The sequence below is a fragment of the Flavobacterium pisciphilum genome (assembly GCF_020905345.1).
Lineage (GTDB): Bacteria > Bacteroidota > Bacteroidia > Flavobacteriales > Flavobacteriaceae > Flavobacterium > Flavobacterium pisciphilum.
The window spans coordinates 1,497,661-1,515,532 of record NZ_JAJJMO010000001.1 but is presented as its reverse complement, the minus strand read 5'-3'; the positions used below and the strand labels follow the sequence as shown (position 1 = coordinate 1,515,532).

Annotated in this window: 9 protein-coding genes and 3 tRNA genes; 9 read left to right on the top strand and 3 right to left on the bottom strand. The window is 32.6% G+C overall.

Translation table 11 applies throughout. From position 1 onward, the window contains the following. Positions 1–103: 103 nt before the first annotated feature. Both LNQ49_RS05900 and LNQ49_RS05895 read left to right on the top strand, forming a co-directional pair. Positions 104–538 carry a hypothetical protein gene (locus LNQ49_RS05900; protein ID WP_229987752.1) on the top strand — a complete coding sequence of 145 codons (435 nt, stop codon included), beginning with the start codon at positions 104–106 and terminating at the stop codon, positions 536–538. Positions 539–612: 74 nt separating this feature from the next. Then, complete coding sequence (locus tag LNQ49_RS05895; RefSeq protein WP_229987751.1) at positions 613–5,688, top strand: DUF4132 domain-containing protein; 5,076 nt, start codon at positions 613–615, stop codon at positions 5,686–5,688. A gap of 82 nt (positions 5,689–5,770) precedes the next feature. On the opposite strand, the gene LNQ49_RS05890 is transcribed toward LNQ49_RS05895, so the two are convergent. Both LNQ49_RS05890 and LNQ49_RS05885 read right to left on the bottom strand, forming a co-directional pair. Continuing rightward, entirely contained in the window at positions 5,771–7,099 is a 1,329-nt protein-coding gene (locus LNQ49_RS05890) for an SWIM zinc finger family protein (RefSeq protein WP_229987750.1), read from the bottom strand. Between the two features lie 5 nt (positions 7,100–7,104). After that, a complete protein-coding gene (locus LNQ49_RS05885) occupies positions 7,105–10,173 on the bottom strand; it encodes a DUF6493 family protein (RefSeq protein ID WP_229987749.1) in 3,069 nt (1,022 codons plus the stop codon). A 917-nt stretch (positions 10,174–11,090) separates the two neighbouring features. On the opposite strand from LNQ49_RS05885, the gene LNQ49_RS05880 reads away from it, so the two are divergent. From LNQ49_RS05880 to LNQ49_RS05850, 7 genes are all read left to right on the top strand, one after another. After that, a tRNA-Asn gene (locus LNQ49_RS05880) sits at positions 11,091–11,163 on the top strand. A gap of 22 nt (positions 11,164–11,185) precedes the next feature. Beyond that, positions 11,186–11,258 (top strand) — tRNA-Asp (locus LNQ49_RS05875). A gap of 119 nt (positions 11,259–11,377) precedes the next feature. After that, positions 11,378–11,449, top strand: a tRNA-Pro gene (locus tag LNQ49_RS05870). Between the two features lie 118 nt (positions 11,450–11,567). Further along, positions 11,568–11,825 carry a hypothetical protein gene (locus LNQ49_RS05865; protein WP_229987748.1) on the top strand — a complete coding sequence of 86 codons (258 nt, stop codon included), beginning with the start codon at positions 11,568–11,570 and terminating at the stop codon, positions 11,823–11,825. Positions 11,826–11,885: 60 nt separating this feature from the next. Beyond that, positions 11,886–12,086, top strand: coding sequence for a hypothetical protein (locus tag LNQ49_RS05860; RefSeq protein WP_229987747.1), 201 nt, complete (start codon positions 11,886–11,888; stop codon positions 12,084–12,086). Between the two features lie 759 nt (positions 12,087–12,845). After that, positions 12,846–13,943 (top strand): slipin family protein, encoded by a 1,098-nt coding sequence (locus LNQ49_RS05855; RefSeq protein WP_229987746.1) that lies wholly within the window; start codon positions 12,846–12,848, stop codon positions 13,941–13,943. Positions 13,944–13,986: 43 nt separating this feature from the next. After that, entirely contained in the window at positions 13,987–14,532 is a 546-nt protein-coding gene (locus tag LNQ49_RS05850; RefSeq protein ID WP_229987745.1) for a 3'-5' exonuclease, read from the top strand. 122 nt (positions 14,533–14,654) lie between these two features. On the opposite strand, the gene LNQ49_RS05845 is transcribed toward LNQ49_RS05850, so the two are convergent. Further along, a complete protein-coding gene (locus LNQ49_RS05845; RefSeq protein WP_229987744.1) occupies positions 14,655–17,564 on the bottom strand; it encodes a S8 family serine peptidase in 2,910 nt (969 codons plus the stop codon). Between the last annotated feature and the right edge of the window lie 308 nt (positions 17,565–17,872).

The following is a 17,872-nucleotide window of genomic DNA, read 5'->3' as shown; positions in this document are numbered from 1 at the left end:
AACACTAGCAATAAGAACGGTTTTTGTTAAAATGAGCATCTTAATTTGCTTGTAGCTTTTTATTTACTATTTTGCATGGATATAACAAATTAGTACATAAAAAATGGATCTTATTATTTCTGTAAAGCAATTAGGGAAAAAACATCCTATTCTTCATGAAAAGAGGATTGAGTTAGCTATTAAAACCCCCTTTGTTACTACCCGGGAACTTATAGAATTGGTTGTCGATTATCAAGTACAACTATTTAATACTTCTTCATTTGAATGGGATGAGGAGGATAAAACTCATTTGCCAAAAGAAAATTACTTGCCAATCTTAACAGATACGGGTAAAATAGGTTTTGGCGCCATTTACAATCACAATAAAGTAAATGCTACAGTTGCACAGGAGAATGCGGTTTTAGCTTTTGAGGATGGTTTATATGCTGTTTTTTATGGAGATGATCAATTAGAAACTTTATCAGATGAAGTGAATTTATCTGATAATAAAACAATCACATTTATCAGACTCACTTTTTTAGCAGGGAGTTATTGGTAAAGAAATGCCAATAACAATAACAATTTCACTTTTCACAATTTACATTTCACCTTTCATAACAAACACAAAATATTATGTCTATAGAAGATCTTCTTAAAAGTAAAATAATTGAGAATCCAATTGAAAGATATACAAGAGAACTAGAAGCAGTTGAATCTAGTGGTTTAATAACTAAATTGCTATCTAGGAATAAGCTAAAAAAAGAGGTTGCAGAACTAGGCCTTTTAATAGCAAAGCTTACCCATAATTATTATGGAAATTTTATTACTCTAGGTTCTAAAGAAGCTACAGCATTTGAAAAATTAATAAAGCCAGCTATTTGGGATGATAAGAATTATTATGATTTGCTTGTTTATTTCTTTGGAGTAGAAAACGCAAAATATATTAAAGTTGCTTGGGATTTGTTGCCACAAAAAATTTATCAAAGCGGGTATACCAGACGCTCTTTTAGAGCACCAAATAATCCACGATTTTTGCTTATAAATCAAATTAATTTTTTGCGTTCTTTATTAGGTGGTCCGCATTTGTATAATTACCAAAATAGTCTTTTTTACGATTTAAGTATTGAAGATCAAATACGATATGACACTGAGATAACAAACCCATTAAATCAATTTATGCTTTGGTCGGCAGCTATTGATTTGGACAATGGTCCTTTGTTTCAATTATTTGAAGATATTATTTTTAATAAAGATCCAAGAGGAAAAGTATCTCGTAATATCATTAAAGCACTTTTAAATAGTAATAAAAAAGAATCTTGGGAACTTGTAGAAAAACTGTTGCTTGCTGCAGAACGACAAGAAGGGTTACGTCAAACGATTTTAGAAGCATTAGATGAAACCAGTACTGGTGCGATGCAATATATGATTAACGTCATTATAGAGAATAAATTAACGCGTTTTTCATCAGTTGTAAGAGCCATCGATACTTGGACAGGTTTAGGATGGGAATCAGAAAAAGAAACTACAGTTAGAGGTATTATTGAGTTAGCAGCAGGTTATTTTGCAAATCCAGAATCTATTTCGGCAGGAATTAAGAGCAAAAATAACAATGAAGTTTATATGGCGCTTTGGGCTCAAGGGGTTATAGATATCGATAAGACAGTTCCATACTTACATGAATTGCTAGAGAAAGGATCAATTGAGAAAAAATGTCTAGCTATAAAATTTGCAGGAGAAACAGAAGACCCATATATCGAAATGCCTTTGTATTTTAAAGCATTGAATGAAGATAATCTACAGGTATTAGCTTTTACGATGCCACGAATGAATGCTTTATTAAATGCAAATCTTAAGTCAAAATATTATGTTGAAAATATAGATTATCCGAACTTTTTTGAAAAAGTATATGCTTTAACAGAAACAACTACAGAAAAAGAGAAAGTTTTTGAAGGAAAAGTATTTTCATGGTTAAGAGTAAAGTTTGAAAAAGATTCCCTTTTTGCAGCTGTAATTCATTTGATTGGAGATAATGAGGAGCGATTAGAACTAATATTAAAACAGTTCGAGACATTGTCTATCGATTTAAGAACGCAACTTACAAGCATAATCTTAAAAAACTTTTTTAGGTATTCTTATTATGGAAGGGACACAAGCGATGAAAAATATGAAAAGCAACCTTCTGATTTTCAGAGAAATTTTGCACTCCGAATCCTAAAAGATAGAGGAGAATCTATTGTTGCATCGGCAATTAATGTTTTGAATAGAGTAGCGTTAGAAGATTCTGAAATAGAGATTTTTATTGAATTGTTTAAACGTAAAAATTCAAATTTAAAGAAAGCCTTAATTGAGATATTGCTTAAACAAGAAGATAAAAAGATAGCCTATTTTGTAGATAAAATTTTAGAAAAAGGTGATTTAGAACAACGCATGTCTGTTTTAGATTTATTGCTTCAGTTGCAAAAAAATAATAAGCTTGATAAAAAAGTAAATGAATGGATAAGTGATTATTTGGCTCGACCAAAAATAACAGAAAAAGAAACAAAGTTCATTGAACAGTTGCAGCCAGAAAAAAAGAAAGATACTCTTAGTAAGGAAAATGGATTTGGATTTTATGATCCAAATGTAGTTTCTAGTTATGGATTACCAAAATTAGAACAAGATTCGTTGTATTTAAAAACAACAAAAGTAGAGCAATATGGTTTTTCTAAACCTATTTCACATATAAAAACTGAAATTGAGAAGCTTTATAAGTTATTCGAGGAAAATAAAGATTATGAATACGAGGTTGAATATTATGGAAATACTAAAGAAAATGTACTACTAGGAAACACTTTTAGTTCTATAAAAAGATTAGAAGATAACGCGAGTCAGGAAGAAAAGGAGACTAATTATCCCTTATATAATGTTTGGTCAGATTGGTTTACTAATTCAGGCCTTGTTGAAAGAGATTTGTTTTTACTGACGCTTGTTTATAGTCATGATAAAGAGGAATGGAAAGATTTTCTAGAGAAACAGGTGTTTTACTCTCAGGATTTTCTTCCGAATCCGATTAAAAATGGATCTTATTGGAACAATCCAATTCTGAAGATTTTGGAAGCATTGCAAGTAAAATATTCATTTATAGAAAAGCAAGATTTTCTGATTGATGCTTGTAGTAATTTGTTTTCTAATTTGCCAAAATCTATTTTAGAGTACAAGCATAAACCTAGTAAAAATGAATTCTTTTATAATGATGCAAACATAAATAGTGGTTGGCAAAATCAGGCGTATTTAAATATTTATCTGAATGCTATTGATTTGAATAGCCTAACTGATGAGCAAAATATAAAGGTTTGGAATTTGTACAGATGGAGACAATTTGGAGGATTTGAAAATAATATAGAATACAACAAGCCTCCTATTCATTTGTATTGTATTGCTTATGAACAAAATATAATTTCAGAAGAAGAAATGTATGAAGGAATTCTGGATAGTGATAGAATATCTGATATTACAGGAAAGAAAAAGTATCATAGATATTCTGAAAGTGAAGATTTAACAAAAAAGTTCCCATTTTTGATTTTAATGATTGATAAAATCAGGAAAACGTTTTTAGATATAGAATTAAAAAGAGGCGATTCGAATACATCAGTTACCCATTTGGTACAAAGTTTCCAAAAAATATACGGTACCAATAGGTTTGTAGAAATACTTAGTGGCTTAGGAAAATCGAGTTTGTACAAAGGGTACATCTACTCTTGGAACTATACTGAATTAAACAAACAAAAGCTATTTAGTTACTTACTAAAAAGATGTTTTCCGTTGTCGTCAGATCCACAAGAAGCATTTAATGAATTGGTTAAAAATGAAAAAATATCTGAAGAAAGTCTTGTTCAAGCAGCTATATATGCACCACAATGGCAAAAGTATGTTAGTAAATATTTAGATTGGAAAGGTTTAGATGAAGGGATTTGGTGGTTACATGCCCATACAAAAACATCGGCATACGGAGAAGAGAATTCTGAATTAGAAAGTGAAGTTGCAAAATTCTCGGCTATAGATCTTCAGGATTTTAAAGATGGTGCTGTAGATAAAAATTGGTTTGTAACTGCTTACAAAGAATTAGGAAAAGCAAGATGGGAGCTATTATATGAAGCTGCAAAATATATTACAGACGGGAATGGCCACAGACGTGCAAGATTATATGCAAATACGCTAACGGGAGATCTTAAAATAAGAGAAGTAACAGCAAAAGTAAAAGATAAAAGAGATCAAGATTACTTAAGAGTGTACGGATTAGTGCCATTGAGTAAAACAAGTCCAGAAAAAGATATCTTATCGCGTTACGAATATATTCAGCAATTTAAAAAAGAAAGTAGAGAGTTTGGTTCCATGAAGCAAGCCAGTGAGGCGCTTGCCATTAGAGTAGCTTTAGAGAATTTAGCTCGAAATGCAGGTTACTCAGATCCGATGCGATTGACTTGGGCAATGGAAACAAAGCAAATTCAGAATATTTTATCTAAAGACACTAATGTAACAATCGATGGAACAACAGTGAGCTTAGTGATCAATAAAGATGGAAAAGCAGATTTGGCTGTTTTAAGTTTAAAAACGAATAAAGAATTAAAAGCAATTCCGCCGAAACTTAAAAAAGAAAAAGCAATTCTTGAGTTAGTAGATTACAGAAAAACAATGCGAGAGCAATGGGTACGATCTAAGAAAGGACTTGAAGAAGGGATGATTCGTGGTGACGAATTTTTATTTGCAGAAATACAGAACCTTTTTGAACATCCAATAATTTCGAAACATCTAGAGAAATTAGTTTTTATATCAAATGATGATAAAATTGGTTTTTATATAGGAGGGAGTCTTGTAACTCCATTGGGAGAAGTAATTACATTGAATGAAAATCAAACGTTTAGAATTGCACATTGTTATGATTTGCATAAAAACAATGTTTGGACAGATTATCAGGTTTATTGTTTTGATAAAAAATTAAAGCAACCTTTTAAGCAGGTATTTAGAGAATTGTATGTACCAACAGCTGATGAGTTAAATGAGAAATCAATCTCTAGAAGATATGCTGGACATCAGGTACAGCCGAAGCAAACTTTGGCTTTACTGAAATCTCGTGGCTGGAAAGTAGATTATGAAGAAGGATTACAAAAAGTTTTCCATAAAGAAGGATATCAGGTTAAAATGTATGCAATGGCAGATTGGTTTTCTCCTGCCGATGTAGAAAGTCCGACTTTAGAAACGATTGAATTTCATTCTTTAAAAGACTATAAAAACATAGCATTTGAGGATGTTAATCCGCGTATTTTTTCAGAGATAATGCGTGATATTGATTTAGTGGTAAGTGTAGCTCATGTTGGAGGAGTTGATCCAGAAGCAAGTCATTCATCTATAGAAATGCGAGCTGTTTTACTTAGGGAAACGTTACGATTGTTTAAAATTAAGAATGTTGAAATTAAAGGAAATCATGCACTGATAAAAGGTGAAATGGCAGATTACAGTGTTCATTTAGGAAGTGCGGTAGTGCATCAGGTACCAGGAAAGTATTTATCAATCTTGCCAGTTCATTCGCAACACAGAGGGCGTTTGTTCCTTCCGTTTGCTGACGATGATCCTAAATCGGCTGAGGTGATGTCTAAAGTACTATTATTAGCTAAAGATAATGAGATGCAAGACCCTACGATTTTAAGTCAAATTGATAAAAAATTTGCTTAGAACAAATCCATTTTTCTTTAGAATGAAAAATATAAAAGCGCTCTGATTTCAGGGCGCTTTTGTTATATTAGAATTTGATTGTTTATGAAATAGTCATTTTAACTCCCAATATATGTTTACAAATTCCTCTTTTACCTTGATAAGCGGTAAACCAATCGCAGGTACATCTTTGGTTTGATCCTTCAATAATTACTTTGTGTATAACACCTGAACCTTTTACTTTGGCTTCGATATAATCGGCTCTGCGTTCTACGATTTCAATGTCTTCATTATCGATTAACTTTTTGGCATTTTTAAGCCTTGGGTTTAAGGATAAGATGCGTTCAGTTTTAAAAGGGAGACGTCTATAAAAATGGGCTTTTTCGCTTAAATCATAGCCCAATAATCCCATAGATGATAAATTGGAAGTAAGATTGTCCATAGTGCCAAAATCAATGTCATTTTCGATAGAAAGCATGGTTGGATCAAATGTTTCATTTGATTTTAATAAACTGTTTAAACCATAAACCCATTCTACGGGTAAGTTTTCGGTCATGGTTTCTAATACATTTCCTTCCCCCGAAAAACCGCGATAGGAATCAGGAGAAAACGCCATCAATAATTGCATTTTTCCAAATTCAGAAACAATAGCACAGGTTTGTTTGTCTGTAGATTCGTAGATATAAATTTTATCTACTATAGCGAGAATGCCTTCTAATAAACGCAATCGTTGTACGCCACCAATTCGTACACTATCATTTGTGGCAAGAGTCGAGAACATAAATTTGCCTGCTCTTTTGGTTATAAAAAAGTCTCCTTTCACACTTCCTTTTGGCAAACTTTGAAATAATTGAATAGTCTGAATTTTATTCAATTCATATTTAACATCCATATCGGCAAGGTATAACTGTACACTAGTTAAGCCTTTAATCCATCGCATGGGTAAGGTTACTTTCTTTTCGGTTACTTTTGCTTTGGTTGTTATAACTTGTACTTCTTGTTGTCCGACTGCTAGAGTTACTTTTTCATTTTTCTGAATGGCATTTAATGCGTTTAGCATTGGGTCATTAAAATCGACATTGGTTGTTCCGTTGGCAATAAATTCTCCATCAATTGATTCAGGTTTCATATCAAGTCTTACATAAACTCCATTGCAGGAAGAAAAACCTTCAAAGCGCAATCTTTCTGCTCCCGCCGATACAATTGGATCACGGAGGCTTGGAGGAACAGGACCAAAACTTGAGCGAACTACTTTAGCAATTGTACTCCAGCATTTTGCAGTAACATAAGGATCGGTCAAACTTCCCCAAAAAAAGCAAGGTATATTATTAACCTCTTCAATTTCGGTTTGATGTGCCAATACTAGATTGTTGATTCCTTTGGTTTTGCTATAAGTAGAGACTCCTTTGTAATTATATTCTAAATCAGTCATTTTTTTTATTTTAAAATTTGCTTAATCAATGATTTAAGCGAAGCATTGTCTTTCCATTGCTCAAAGAATACAATTGCTTTAGGCGATGGCGTTTGATTTGTTTTGGTTAAAACATCAAGATAGTTTTCAATGATTTTCTTGAAGTTCGTTGGTAACTTTTCTTTTAAATCAAGATTCTCAAAAAAGGAGTTCAATAATTTCAGTAAAGCATCGTTATGCAGCGGAGAAACATCTTTAATAGCAATCAATCCATCTACAAGACGTAAGAATACTCCATATTTTCCAGTTGCTAGAAAAGCTAATTTCTCAGCAAATAATTCTATATCAATAGCTTGTTTTTCGACTAGATTAATTAAAACTTCAGATGCCATTAATCGGATGTCTTTCTTTTCCTGAAAGAAACTGCAGGCATATAAAAGCAAACTAGTACTTGAGAATGAAAATTCAGGACGATTTATAATATCTAGAAACCCTTTTACATCAGGTTTTGCGCCATCGCCAGTTTCACAATTATGCAATAAAGTTAAAGCAAGTGCATCATCATTTTGTGGTGTAAGACTATGCCAATAATTGGTATTTCCTGCTGAATTGATTAAGTAGTCCCAACTATTTGGTCGCAGATAAATATCTAGACTGTACAATAAATAATTTGGAATTCTTGAGTAATGAGGGGAGTCAAATTGTAATTCATACCAAGAAGGTGTTCTTTCTTTTTTCTTAGTTTTATAATCGGTCCATTCATTCCATTTTTCTTTGAACTTTACCTTAGGTTCAAATGATGAAACCACAAGTGGAACATCTTTTAAATAGGTGTTTTCAAATTCGGTGAAAGTATCCTTTGGATAAAAAGTTCTAGCGGCAACTGCCCAAAGAGATAAAAGCCCCGTTTCTTTGGTTCTTTTTCCCATTGTAGCCAATGGTTTAGAATCTAGGGATGTAGGGTCTAAAATTAATTTTTCGGTTGCACCCAAACAAAAGGACAATAATTGTTTTATTTCTCCTTCTACCTTATCCAATAGCGGAATTGCTTCTTCTACATTCTCTCTTGGCATTCGCGCTATGGCAATGCTTAAATCAAGTAAGTCAATTTCCTCATTTGTATTTTGATAGGCAATAACCCTCTCCAATAAAACTTTTGGAGCAACCCAATATGGTTTATGACTTGGAAAAGAGAGTAGTGGCAAAGCAGAATTCTCATCTATTTTTTGCTGTACTTTTTCCAGCAATGGTTGGGCTAATAACAGCGTATTTATTTTTGAATAATGTTTATGCTTGCTATTGAATTTATTTTCGATGTTTGTGATTTTATCCATCAAAAATGTTTTTACAAAATCTTTATTTACACTTTCAAAGTAACTTTTTTGAAGCTGTTTTAAATAAGGCTGTAATTGAGTTGAATAATCTGATGGGAACAAATCTCTTTGCATGATATATACATTCAATAGAATTTCGGTGTCCAGAACCTCTTCAGAGCCTATGAAGTTACCAAACTGAAATACAACGTCGTTCCAGTCATTAAGAAGCTGTACTTCTTCAATAAGTAAACTTTCTTTTTTAGGGGCAAATTTGTATTCTTCAAAGGCGGAGTTATCTACAACTAATGCATCATCGTCTAGAAATTTACTCAAGCCAGATTTGATATTACCTTGCATTAATGTAACATAAGAAGATAATTTTTCTTTAAGAGCAGTATCTTTTTCAGTAGCAATTTTTACAATAATTTTACTAGCTCGTTCTTGGAGTGCTAAATCAGAGATTACAAAAATGTCTGCAATAATTAAGGTAATATTTTTACTTAATTTAGGATTTGACTTGTTCATTTTTTCTAAAACGGGTAACACGCTTTTTATGGCTGCTTTGCAATCGCTTCGCATCATTAAAGGTTCTAGCCATTCGAGGAAAGACTTTGTTTTGAATTTTGGGTGTTCATAGATTTTCTTTGCAAGCTCAATTCCGTAGTTCGTTATTGGAGGATACGCATTATGTAAGTAAGAGAAAATGTTTTCCTGATGGATAATAAGTTCATCTGCTGTTACATTAAATTCTTCTAATCTTTTTTTGAAAAAAGATTTCAGGTTATTATTCCATTCTTTAGTTTGTATGAGGATGGCATTTTCTATAAAGAAGTTGCGATCCATTTTCTTATCGTCTAATAAAGATTTGTAAATAACATTCCAAGTATTATCAGCATCATGAAGGGTTGTCTCGTAGTTAAATAACTCTGGAACATCTCTTTGATAGGTTGTTTTATTATTTAGTACTATATCATTAAAGGATTCTGTTTTTATTTTATATCGCCACTCACTATTTATAGTTGAGGCTAAGCATGAAGCATATAATTCTGGATTAAATTTTATTAAATCATGGTCTTCTAGTTTGAGAAGGTTATGATAATTAAAATTAACCCAATCTAGTTTTTTGACTTTGTCTAAAATAAAAGTCTCTACCCAATTGGGTTTTGCCCATAGCAAAACATCTAAAACTTGATTTTTTACATTTATTTCGTTGAGTAAACTGAAAGCCTCATCCCACGAATTAATATCTGTTTTATCAAATAACGCAATAGCACTTAATGTAATAATATTGCTTTGATTTCTATCTGCACGAGTTCCCCAACCGTAATCATGTTTACCAGTTTTTACATAATTAGGTTCTTTTGATAAGTCGATATAGGTCATCCAATATCGTTTACTTTTTTTGATATGTTTTTTTAAAGCTTCAATATATCCTTTTGATTTTTCTTGAAGGAAAGGCAATAATAAGTCGATGTTTTTTGATTTTATTATTGAGTCATATTCTTCTAAAACGGTATCAGTATTTGTGCTTTTAGGACTTTTTGTTTTTGTAGAAGCAGTTACGGTAACATTACCCGTTTCAGAATATCCTTTTTTGACTTTTTCTGCGAGTATTTTTTCTGCCGTTTTTAAACAGGCTTCATCTGTTGAAAAGCTTTTTGTTTGAGTTGTTCCACTGGTTCCATTTTTTCCATAAGTAACAGTATATTCTAATCCTGTAACTTCAATTTGCCAAAACTTATCGGAATTACCATCTATGTATTTAAGGTATTTTTTCATGCTATTTTAGGGACTGAATTTTTAAAGAATTTTGTATTTGTATTCTCTCAAAAATAGAAATTATTAAGATATTGACTGGGCTTTTAAGTGAAAATTTTTGTTAAAATTATTAGTGAAATGATGAAGTTTTCAGGATTAATTAGATGGGATTATTTAATTATATTAATAAAAGACCTACATTTGCCCTCGAAATGAAAATAAAAAATATACATATGAATCTGTCAACAAAACAATATAGTGATTGTCTAGTAGGGAATTTCCCTGCTGATGGTTGTGGATGTGATATGTATTTTATAGAATTGAAGAGTAAATTGTAGTTGCCAATTCAACATAAAAATATAAAAGCGTCCTGATATCGGGACGCTTTTTTTGTTTAGGATGGATTTATTGGCACTTTAATTTTGTTCACTTTGACAATAATCAGACCTAATAGGGCTAAAAATGATGTTTAAATAAAAATAATTAAAAAAATAAAGGATAAAATGTTTAATGATTAAACCTAATAGCGAAATATAATCTTGAAAAGTAATCTGATGAGAGACAGTCATTTGATGCAATTAAGAATCTGCTTAAGTAAGCGGACAGGGCTTTTTATGGGTTTAATTAAGGTATAACTAATTGATTTTTAGCAAAATAAGTCTAAAAAAGATTTGGATAATTGATTTTTTAGACTTTATCTTTGCCGAAGAAAATCTGGAACACGGATTTCTAAATAATAATGATTTCAATATATAATAGAATAGATAAAATGAATTTCAATAATAACACATATAAGCTACAACTGTTGAACCCGAGTTTTGATCTTGGATGTATAACAATACAGGTGCATGAACATAGGCAATAGGATAGATATGTCTTATAATAAATTTCATGAAGCACCTTTAATCGGGTGCTTTTTTTATGTCTTATAATAAAATGATTTCGTAGCTCAATTGGTAGAGCGATTGACTGTTAATCAATTGGCTGAAGGTTCGATTCCTTCCGAAATCGCAATTGTTCTCTAGAAGGAACTGGCTCATTGGGGTTACTGGCTAACCTTCCCGACTGTCTCTCGGGAGAAACGGGTTCGACTCCCGTATGAGCCGCTAATTTTTTGGAGGTGCAAAGTGACAGAGGTTCAATGGTGCAGAGGCTCTAAGTAAAAAAATACGATTTTCAAATGGATTGACTTTAATGTTTTATTCTAAAGTCACCATGAAATAAACTGGGAAGATAACGGTGGTTGTTTACCCGCCTTGGACGCGGGAGGTCGTAGGTTCGAATCCTACTTCTCAGACAATTTTTTAAGTTGCAGAGATGCAAAGTACAGCGTTACAAAGTAAATAATGGATTGGACTTAGTATCTCGGGGACAAATTAAGCAGGAATGGCGCTTGTTATCCTAATCCTGTAGCTATGCTTGATTGCAGATTTAAGATACCTTGTTTAGTAAAGGCTTTAGCACTTTCAAAGTTTAGCGCTCCTAGGGGATTTATAAGTGCAGGAGCATCTGTAACTGCATCTGAAGATACTGTTGCAAAATGGGGAAATTGGCATTGTGGTGAAAATAAATATCGTTTTATAGGGGAGTGGGAAAGTAAATTTACTGCAACTACTGAATCTTATTTTGAAGGGGATGCAGTTCGTATTATGATGATTGGTGATAGCTATTGACAGATAAAATTAGAAGGCGATGGATGGTTAAAATCGATTCATCCTGAAACAGCTCAATTTATGACTGTTGATGATGATTTGCTTGCTGATACACTTCATATTAAAAATGTTTTACAAATGGACATGATTGGAAATGATTATATCGTTGCAAAAGATGGAGCTAAATATTTATTAGAGGTAAATCATATTCCTAACATTACTCGGTTTGAAGCCGTAAGAGCAGTCTATTTATCAACTGTTATTGAATGGCTGAACAATTAATTTCGGTAGAAAATTATACTACGCAGAATAATTGCGTAGTGTAATTTGAATATTTGTTCAAGAAATAAAATAGGTTCTTTTATAAACTGAAATACATCAAAGTTTAGGCTTTGATTAAAAATATCAAACAAGTCCTGTTGCGTGTTTCTGTATAGCACCATTGTAGGGAACTTTTCGCGAAAGCGTATTATGTTTTTCTATGCAACTTGATTTGGAGGTTTTGGTAGTTTTCCAAAAAATTATCTCATCTATCGGTCGTGGGTTCGACTCCCACTCACAGTAATGTGATAGTTCAGTCAGGTTAGAACAATAGAAAATAGTAGGTTCGAATCCTACGCCGAACTTGTTTCGGTTGGACGATTGGTATGTCAACAGACTTTAAAATCTGTTTTTCAGAGCGCATCACTCTAAAAAAGATGCTTCCAAAGAAAACTGATTTGTCTTTGTCTGTGGAATTAGGATTGTAAAATCTAAAATTGCACACTCACGATAAAACCAGTGCAAACAGAAATGTATTTTGAAATACTCGTTTTCTTTTCGGTTTGATTGTTCAGGTGATTGCATAATCGCTTTTACAAAATTGAATCGCTAAACAATTGGAGTAAGCAAAGAACAAACTGTTTGTCCGTTTTTCTCGGAGGAGAAAGACAATGAAGTTTTTTTATTAAATAAATAAATATTGGCTGTTAGCAGAATAAAGAATAGGGTTAACAGTAAAAAGTAAAATAAGATAAGTATAAAATATCAAAAGAAATAATTATGATTAAAAGAGTTAAAATCGATACGTACCAAGTAGGTTTGGTATTCGAGAATAGAAAATTAATTGCTGTATTGAATGAAGGTTTGCATTGGGTTTTAGGATATAAAGATGTTGCTATCTATGAAAAAAATCTTCAATTTCAGGTTCCTTATGAGTTGAATGTATTATTAGAAAATGAAGAATTAGCTTCTATGCTTGAAATAGTTGAGGTTGCTGATAATGAAATTGTAATGCAATTTGTAAATGGTAATTTTAAAGAAGTTTTAACTGCAGGAAGGTATGCTTTCTGGAAAGGAGTCATTAAAAACGAGTTTGCTAAAATAGATTTATCTAAGATTTATATCACCGAAAATATTCCAATGAATTTATTGGAGAATGCAAAATTAAGGATGTATACAAGAAAGTTTATTGTGGCAAGTAATGATAAAGCTTTGTTATTTGTAAACGGAGCTTTTACAACAGAATTAAGAGCAGGAACACATTATTTCTGGAGTAATGCCATTACTATTGAAGTCAAAACAGTTGATGCTAGACAACAACATGTTGAGATTTCTGGTCAAGAATTATTGACTAAAGATAAAGCAGGATTGAGAATTAATTTCTTTGTGAGATACCAAGTTGTGGATATTATGAAAGCTTTGGTGGATAATAAAGATTTTGAAAAACAATTATACATTGCTATGCAACTTGCTTTGAGAGCATTTGTAGGAGGGTTAACTTTAGATGAATTGTTAGGTAAAAAAGATACTATAGCCGAAGCTATTTTAGCTGAGGTATCAACTAAGATTAATGAGTTGGGATTGGTAATTTCTGATGCTGGTATTCGAGATGTAATCTTGCCAGGAGATATGAAAGAAATCATGAATCAAGTTTTGGTTGCTGAAAAAAAGGCACAAGCTAATAGTATTATGAGAAGAGAAGAAACAGCTTCTACAAGGAGTTTGTTGAACACAGCAAAACTCATGGAAGAAAACGAGATGTTGTGGAAATTGAAAGAAATGGAATATGTAGAGAAAATCGCTGATAAGATTGGTGAAATCACAATTTCTGGAGGCGGTAACGTCATTGGTCAATTGAAAGAGATTTTCGTGAAATAGAAATTTCTACAAGAAAGAAATTTAAATTATTAAAGAAACAAAAATGAAAACTACAGATAAAATTATTATCATAGATTTAGAAGCCACTTGTTGGCAAGGCGATGTCCCGAAAGGACAGCAAAATGAAATTATTGAAATTGGATTAGCAGTCTTGGATTCCCAAACGGGAGTTATTACTAAAAATCAAGGTATTTTAGTTAAACCACAGCGATCAACGGTGAGTCCGTTTTGTACTGAACTAACGACAATTACTCAGGATTTACTGGATAAAAACGGAGTAAGTTTTGAAGAAGCGATAGAACAATTAACGGATGAATATCAACCTGATTTATATACGTGGGTAAGTTACGGTCAATACGATTTGAATATGCTTAAAAAACAATGCAGGTCGTTCGGTGTTCCTTATCCGATGGGAGACGAACATATAAATGTAAAAGTATGGTTTGCAGAGAAATTTGGACTGCAAAAGCCAACTGGAATGAATGGTGCTTTGCATTTATTGAATATTCCTTTAGAAGGTACCCATCACCGTGGAGTTGATGATGCGAAGAATATTGCCAAAATTTTAGATTGGTGTCTGCATAATTAGAAGACTTATTCTTGGCATTGGTCAATTACAAGAGCATTTTGTTAAATAAGAAAAACCACGAATATTACATTCGTGGTTTTTCAGCTTAATTGAGTTAATCTAGTTTATGAATTTAAATGAAATTAGTTTTTTATTATTTTCTTGGTAGTAACTGTTCCATTATTAGAAATAAATTGAACAACATAAATTCCAGGATCTTGATTTGCTATATTCACACTGAAATCTTTTTTCTTGCTAGTTTTTTCTTGGAAAACAGGAACGTTGTGAATAGTAGTTATTCTTAAAGTTCCTTCGTCCTCACTGTTGATACTTATTTTAAATATTCCATTAGTAGGATTAGGATAAATTGTAACTATTTTAGATTCGGATGCTTCGGCCGCTAAAGGGATGTCTGTTTTAGTATTAGGTTTGCCTTCTCTTACAAGAGCAAAACGTTCCCCTCCTTCAAGTTCTTTTTTTATGGCATCTTCCTGAATAAAATCTATTGTGATTTGTTCGTCAGCAGGTAAGACTTTTGCAACTCTAAAATCGAATGATATTACAAAAGTTTCTTCTAAATCAATAGGTAAATTTGCAATGGCAGTCTCTCTGGATTTTATCAGAATTTTATTTTTACCAATAACCTCAATACCTTTTAAAGATCCGTTTGCTTGAGCTCTTTCAAATAGTTTGTCATCTAGAGTAGCTTCTATTACTCCGCCTAAATCAAAGAAATTATTTTTTAATTGCTCATTAAAGCCTTTATCTACAAATCTTAGATTTACAGATTTAGATTTTATACCTCTTACAAATACTGTTGTAGGAGGAACAATATCTGTTGTATTTAAGTTGTAAACACTTAAATTTTTCCAAGCGATATTATTGTTGTTTTTGGTATTTACACCTATGCCAACACCTGTTAATTCACTAAACATAGGATCATTTGGTGACTCTATTCTTGCAGCCAGACAGAAATGATGTTGGTCGGTAGAATATAATGCTGGATTTGGTGGATACCAAGGAATCATTACAATAGTATTACCTCCGGCAGGAATAGACGGAATACTTACTTCTCCTATTTCATCTCCATGCTTAACAGTACCAATATTAAAGTTCACAAAATTAGTAGGCCAGGTTAATCCTGAAGAAGCTTTGGCAAAATACAATCTTACTTTTGCAGATGCACTTGTATTTGTACTTCTATTATAAACTCTTATATAAACAGCGTTTGGAGAAGATAATTTAAATTCAGGGTTTTCATGTACAAGCCCTGCATCGATGTTTTGTCTTACCCAAATATCATCGCTTATCCACATAGGACCTGAATCTGGGTTTGGTTGTACACCAGTATCATAAGGTCTGTCTTTTATGTATAAATCGGTAGTAGGCAATGCAATTCCGGTTACAATTACCGAATATCTTTGAAGCGCGTTTACCAATGTTCCTTTATGAGTAATGGTAACAGTATAAATACCAGCTGCTCCATTAATACTAATACGCTCAAAAGGATCTTTGGAGTTATCTCCTAATCCATTTGTTGTAGCAGATGTAAGTCTGTAAGGAAAAAAAGTACCAGATCCATTAGTAACTCGTATGTCTAAGTCATTAACTAATCTTGCTGTACCAATATTTGGTGTGCTACCAAAGTAGGCGACACCTGCAGGATCTGTCCATGATATAGAAGCAATTAGCGGATTTATACCATCTGAAACCACATTAAAACTATAACTAGCTCCTGTAGCCAAAGTATGCTCCTGAATAATAGAGTTGGTTCCGTTTTTGGTAATTGTTTCGGCAGCAAATTTTGCATTTAATAAACCCCAGCCAAAAATAGCATCTGGACCTGTAGTTCCAGCATCATCTGCGGTATGTAGTGCCAATCCTTTTAATGTTGCTGCACGCATAAAATTATTGGTAATGTTTTTGTAATGTTGTTGCAACAAGAGTAAAGTTCCTGTAACGTTTGGTGCTGCCATAGAGGTTCCTGTGGCGTTACCATAACTACTGTTTGTTAATGGTGTTGGTGTAGCAGTAAGTGTAGCAGTAGAATATACAGCAGTTCCATTTCCTGTAAGATCTGGTTTTATTCTTAGATCATCTGTAGGTCCTTGGCTACTTGATGGATTAATCGTTACACTCGTTAGTACTCCTGTTGTGCTTATAACTGCATCATTTGCATTAGCAATAACTAGATTGTTTTTGGCAGTCGCAAATCCTGTAAGTTTATCGTAGCTTGGGCCTCCTAATGGACTTGTATTTGCTGTATTATCAGTCCCATCATTACCAGCAGATTTTATTTGTAAGTAATATGGCGCATCATACATTGCAATATCCCAATCTCTTGCGGTTGATTCATAAGCACCAAATAGCCATGAAGGCATGATAACATTCCCAGAGCCATCTCTTAATCCCCATCCGTATGAATGATTAGATAATAACATTCCGTTTGCTGCTGCTGCTGTAGCTTCTGATACATCATTAGTCCATTCATTAGTCTTTGCATTTGCCTGATTAGCCATTCCTTTTGCAGCTGCTACTGTACCTGCTGCGACAATAGTACCTGTAACATGATTTGCATGTTGACTATTGTTACCTCCACCAATAATAGTAACTCCATCTGAAATAGAGACTCTGCCGCCAAACTCATTGTGAGTAGGAAGTGTAGCTCCACCATCCCAAACATAAGCAGTCATTGTTTGTCCGTTAAGATTGAGTCCTAGGCCGCCACCTGTGTTCAAAAAATTTGCTCGGGTAGATTTAGCTGCATTTACGTTGTCGGGTGTATAATAGATCGGAGATTTTCCATCAGCATTAATAGCCATCAATTCGCTAGTTGTTCCATCTTTATTGGTGAAAGATGTACTCCAGCCATTGGTTTTTGCTACATTGAGTGCTCTTTGTTTTTTTTGCTCAGCTTCAGATTTAAATTTCTGACTCAGAAATTCTAATTCAGATACATTTGAGTTAGATCGAATTTTTTCTATGTCATTTTGAGTTTGCGAGTAGGTGATTCCGCATACACAAAACAAGATAATTTTGTATAAATTTTTCATATAGTTTGATTTGGGGGTTAATCACTTTTTTATATTCTATTGCATTTATGAGTAGAATAAGGGGGGACTTTTGTCATGAATTATCCCTGTAAATTCATAAAATAAAGTTGGTTTAATTCTCATAATTTTTTATTTAAAAGGTTACTAAATTGGCTTTCTTTAATAATTTAACTTCCAGTTTTTTTTAGAATGTATCATTTATTTATAGTTGTTTTTTTTAAAGCGAATAAAACTACTGAATTTATTTAAAAACAATTCAGGTATAAATACTTGATTTTTAGATATATGTGTGTTTTTTTGTAAGAAAT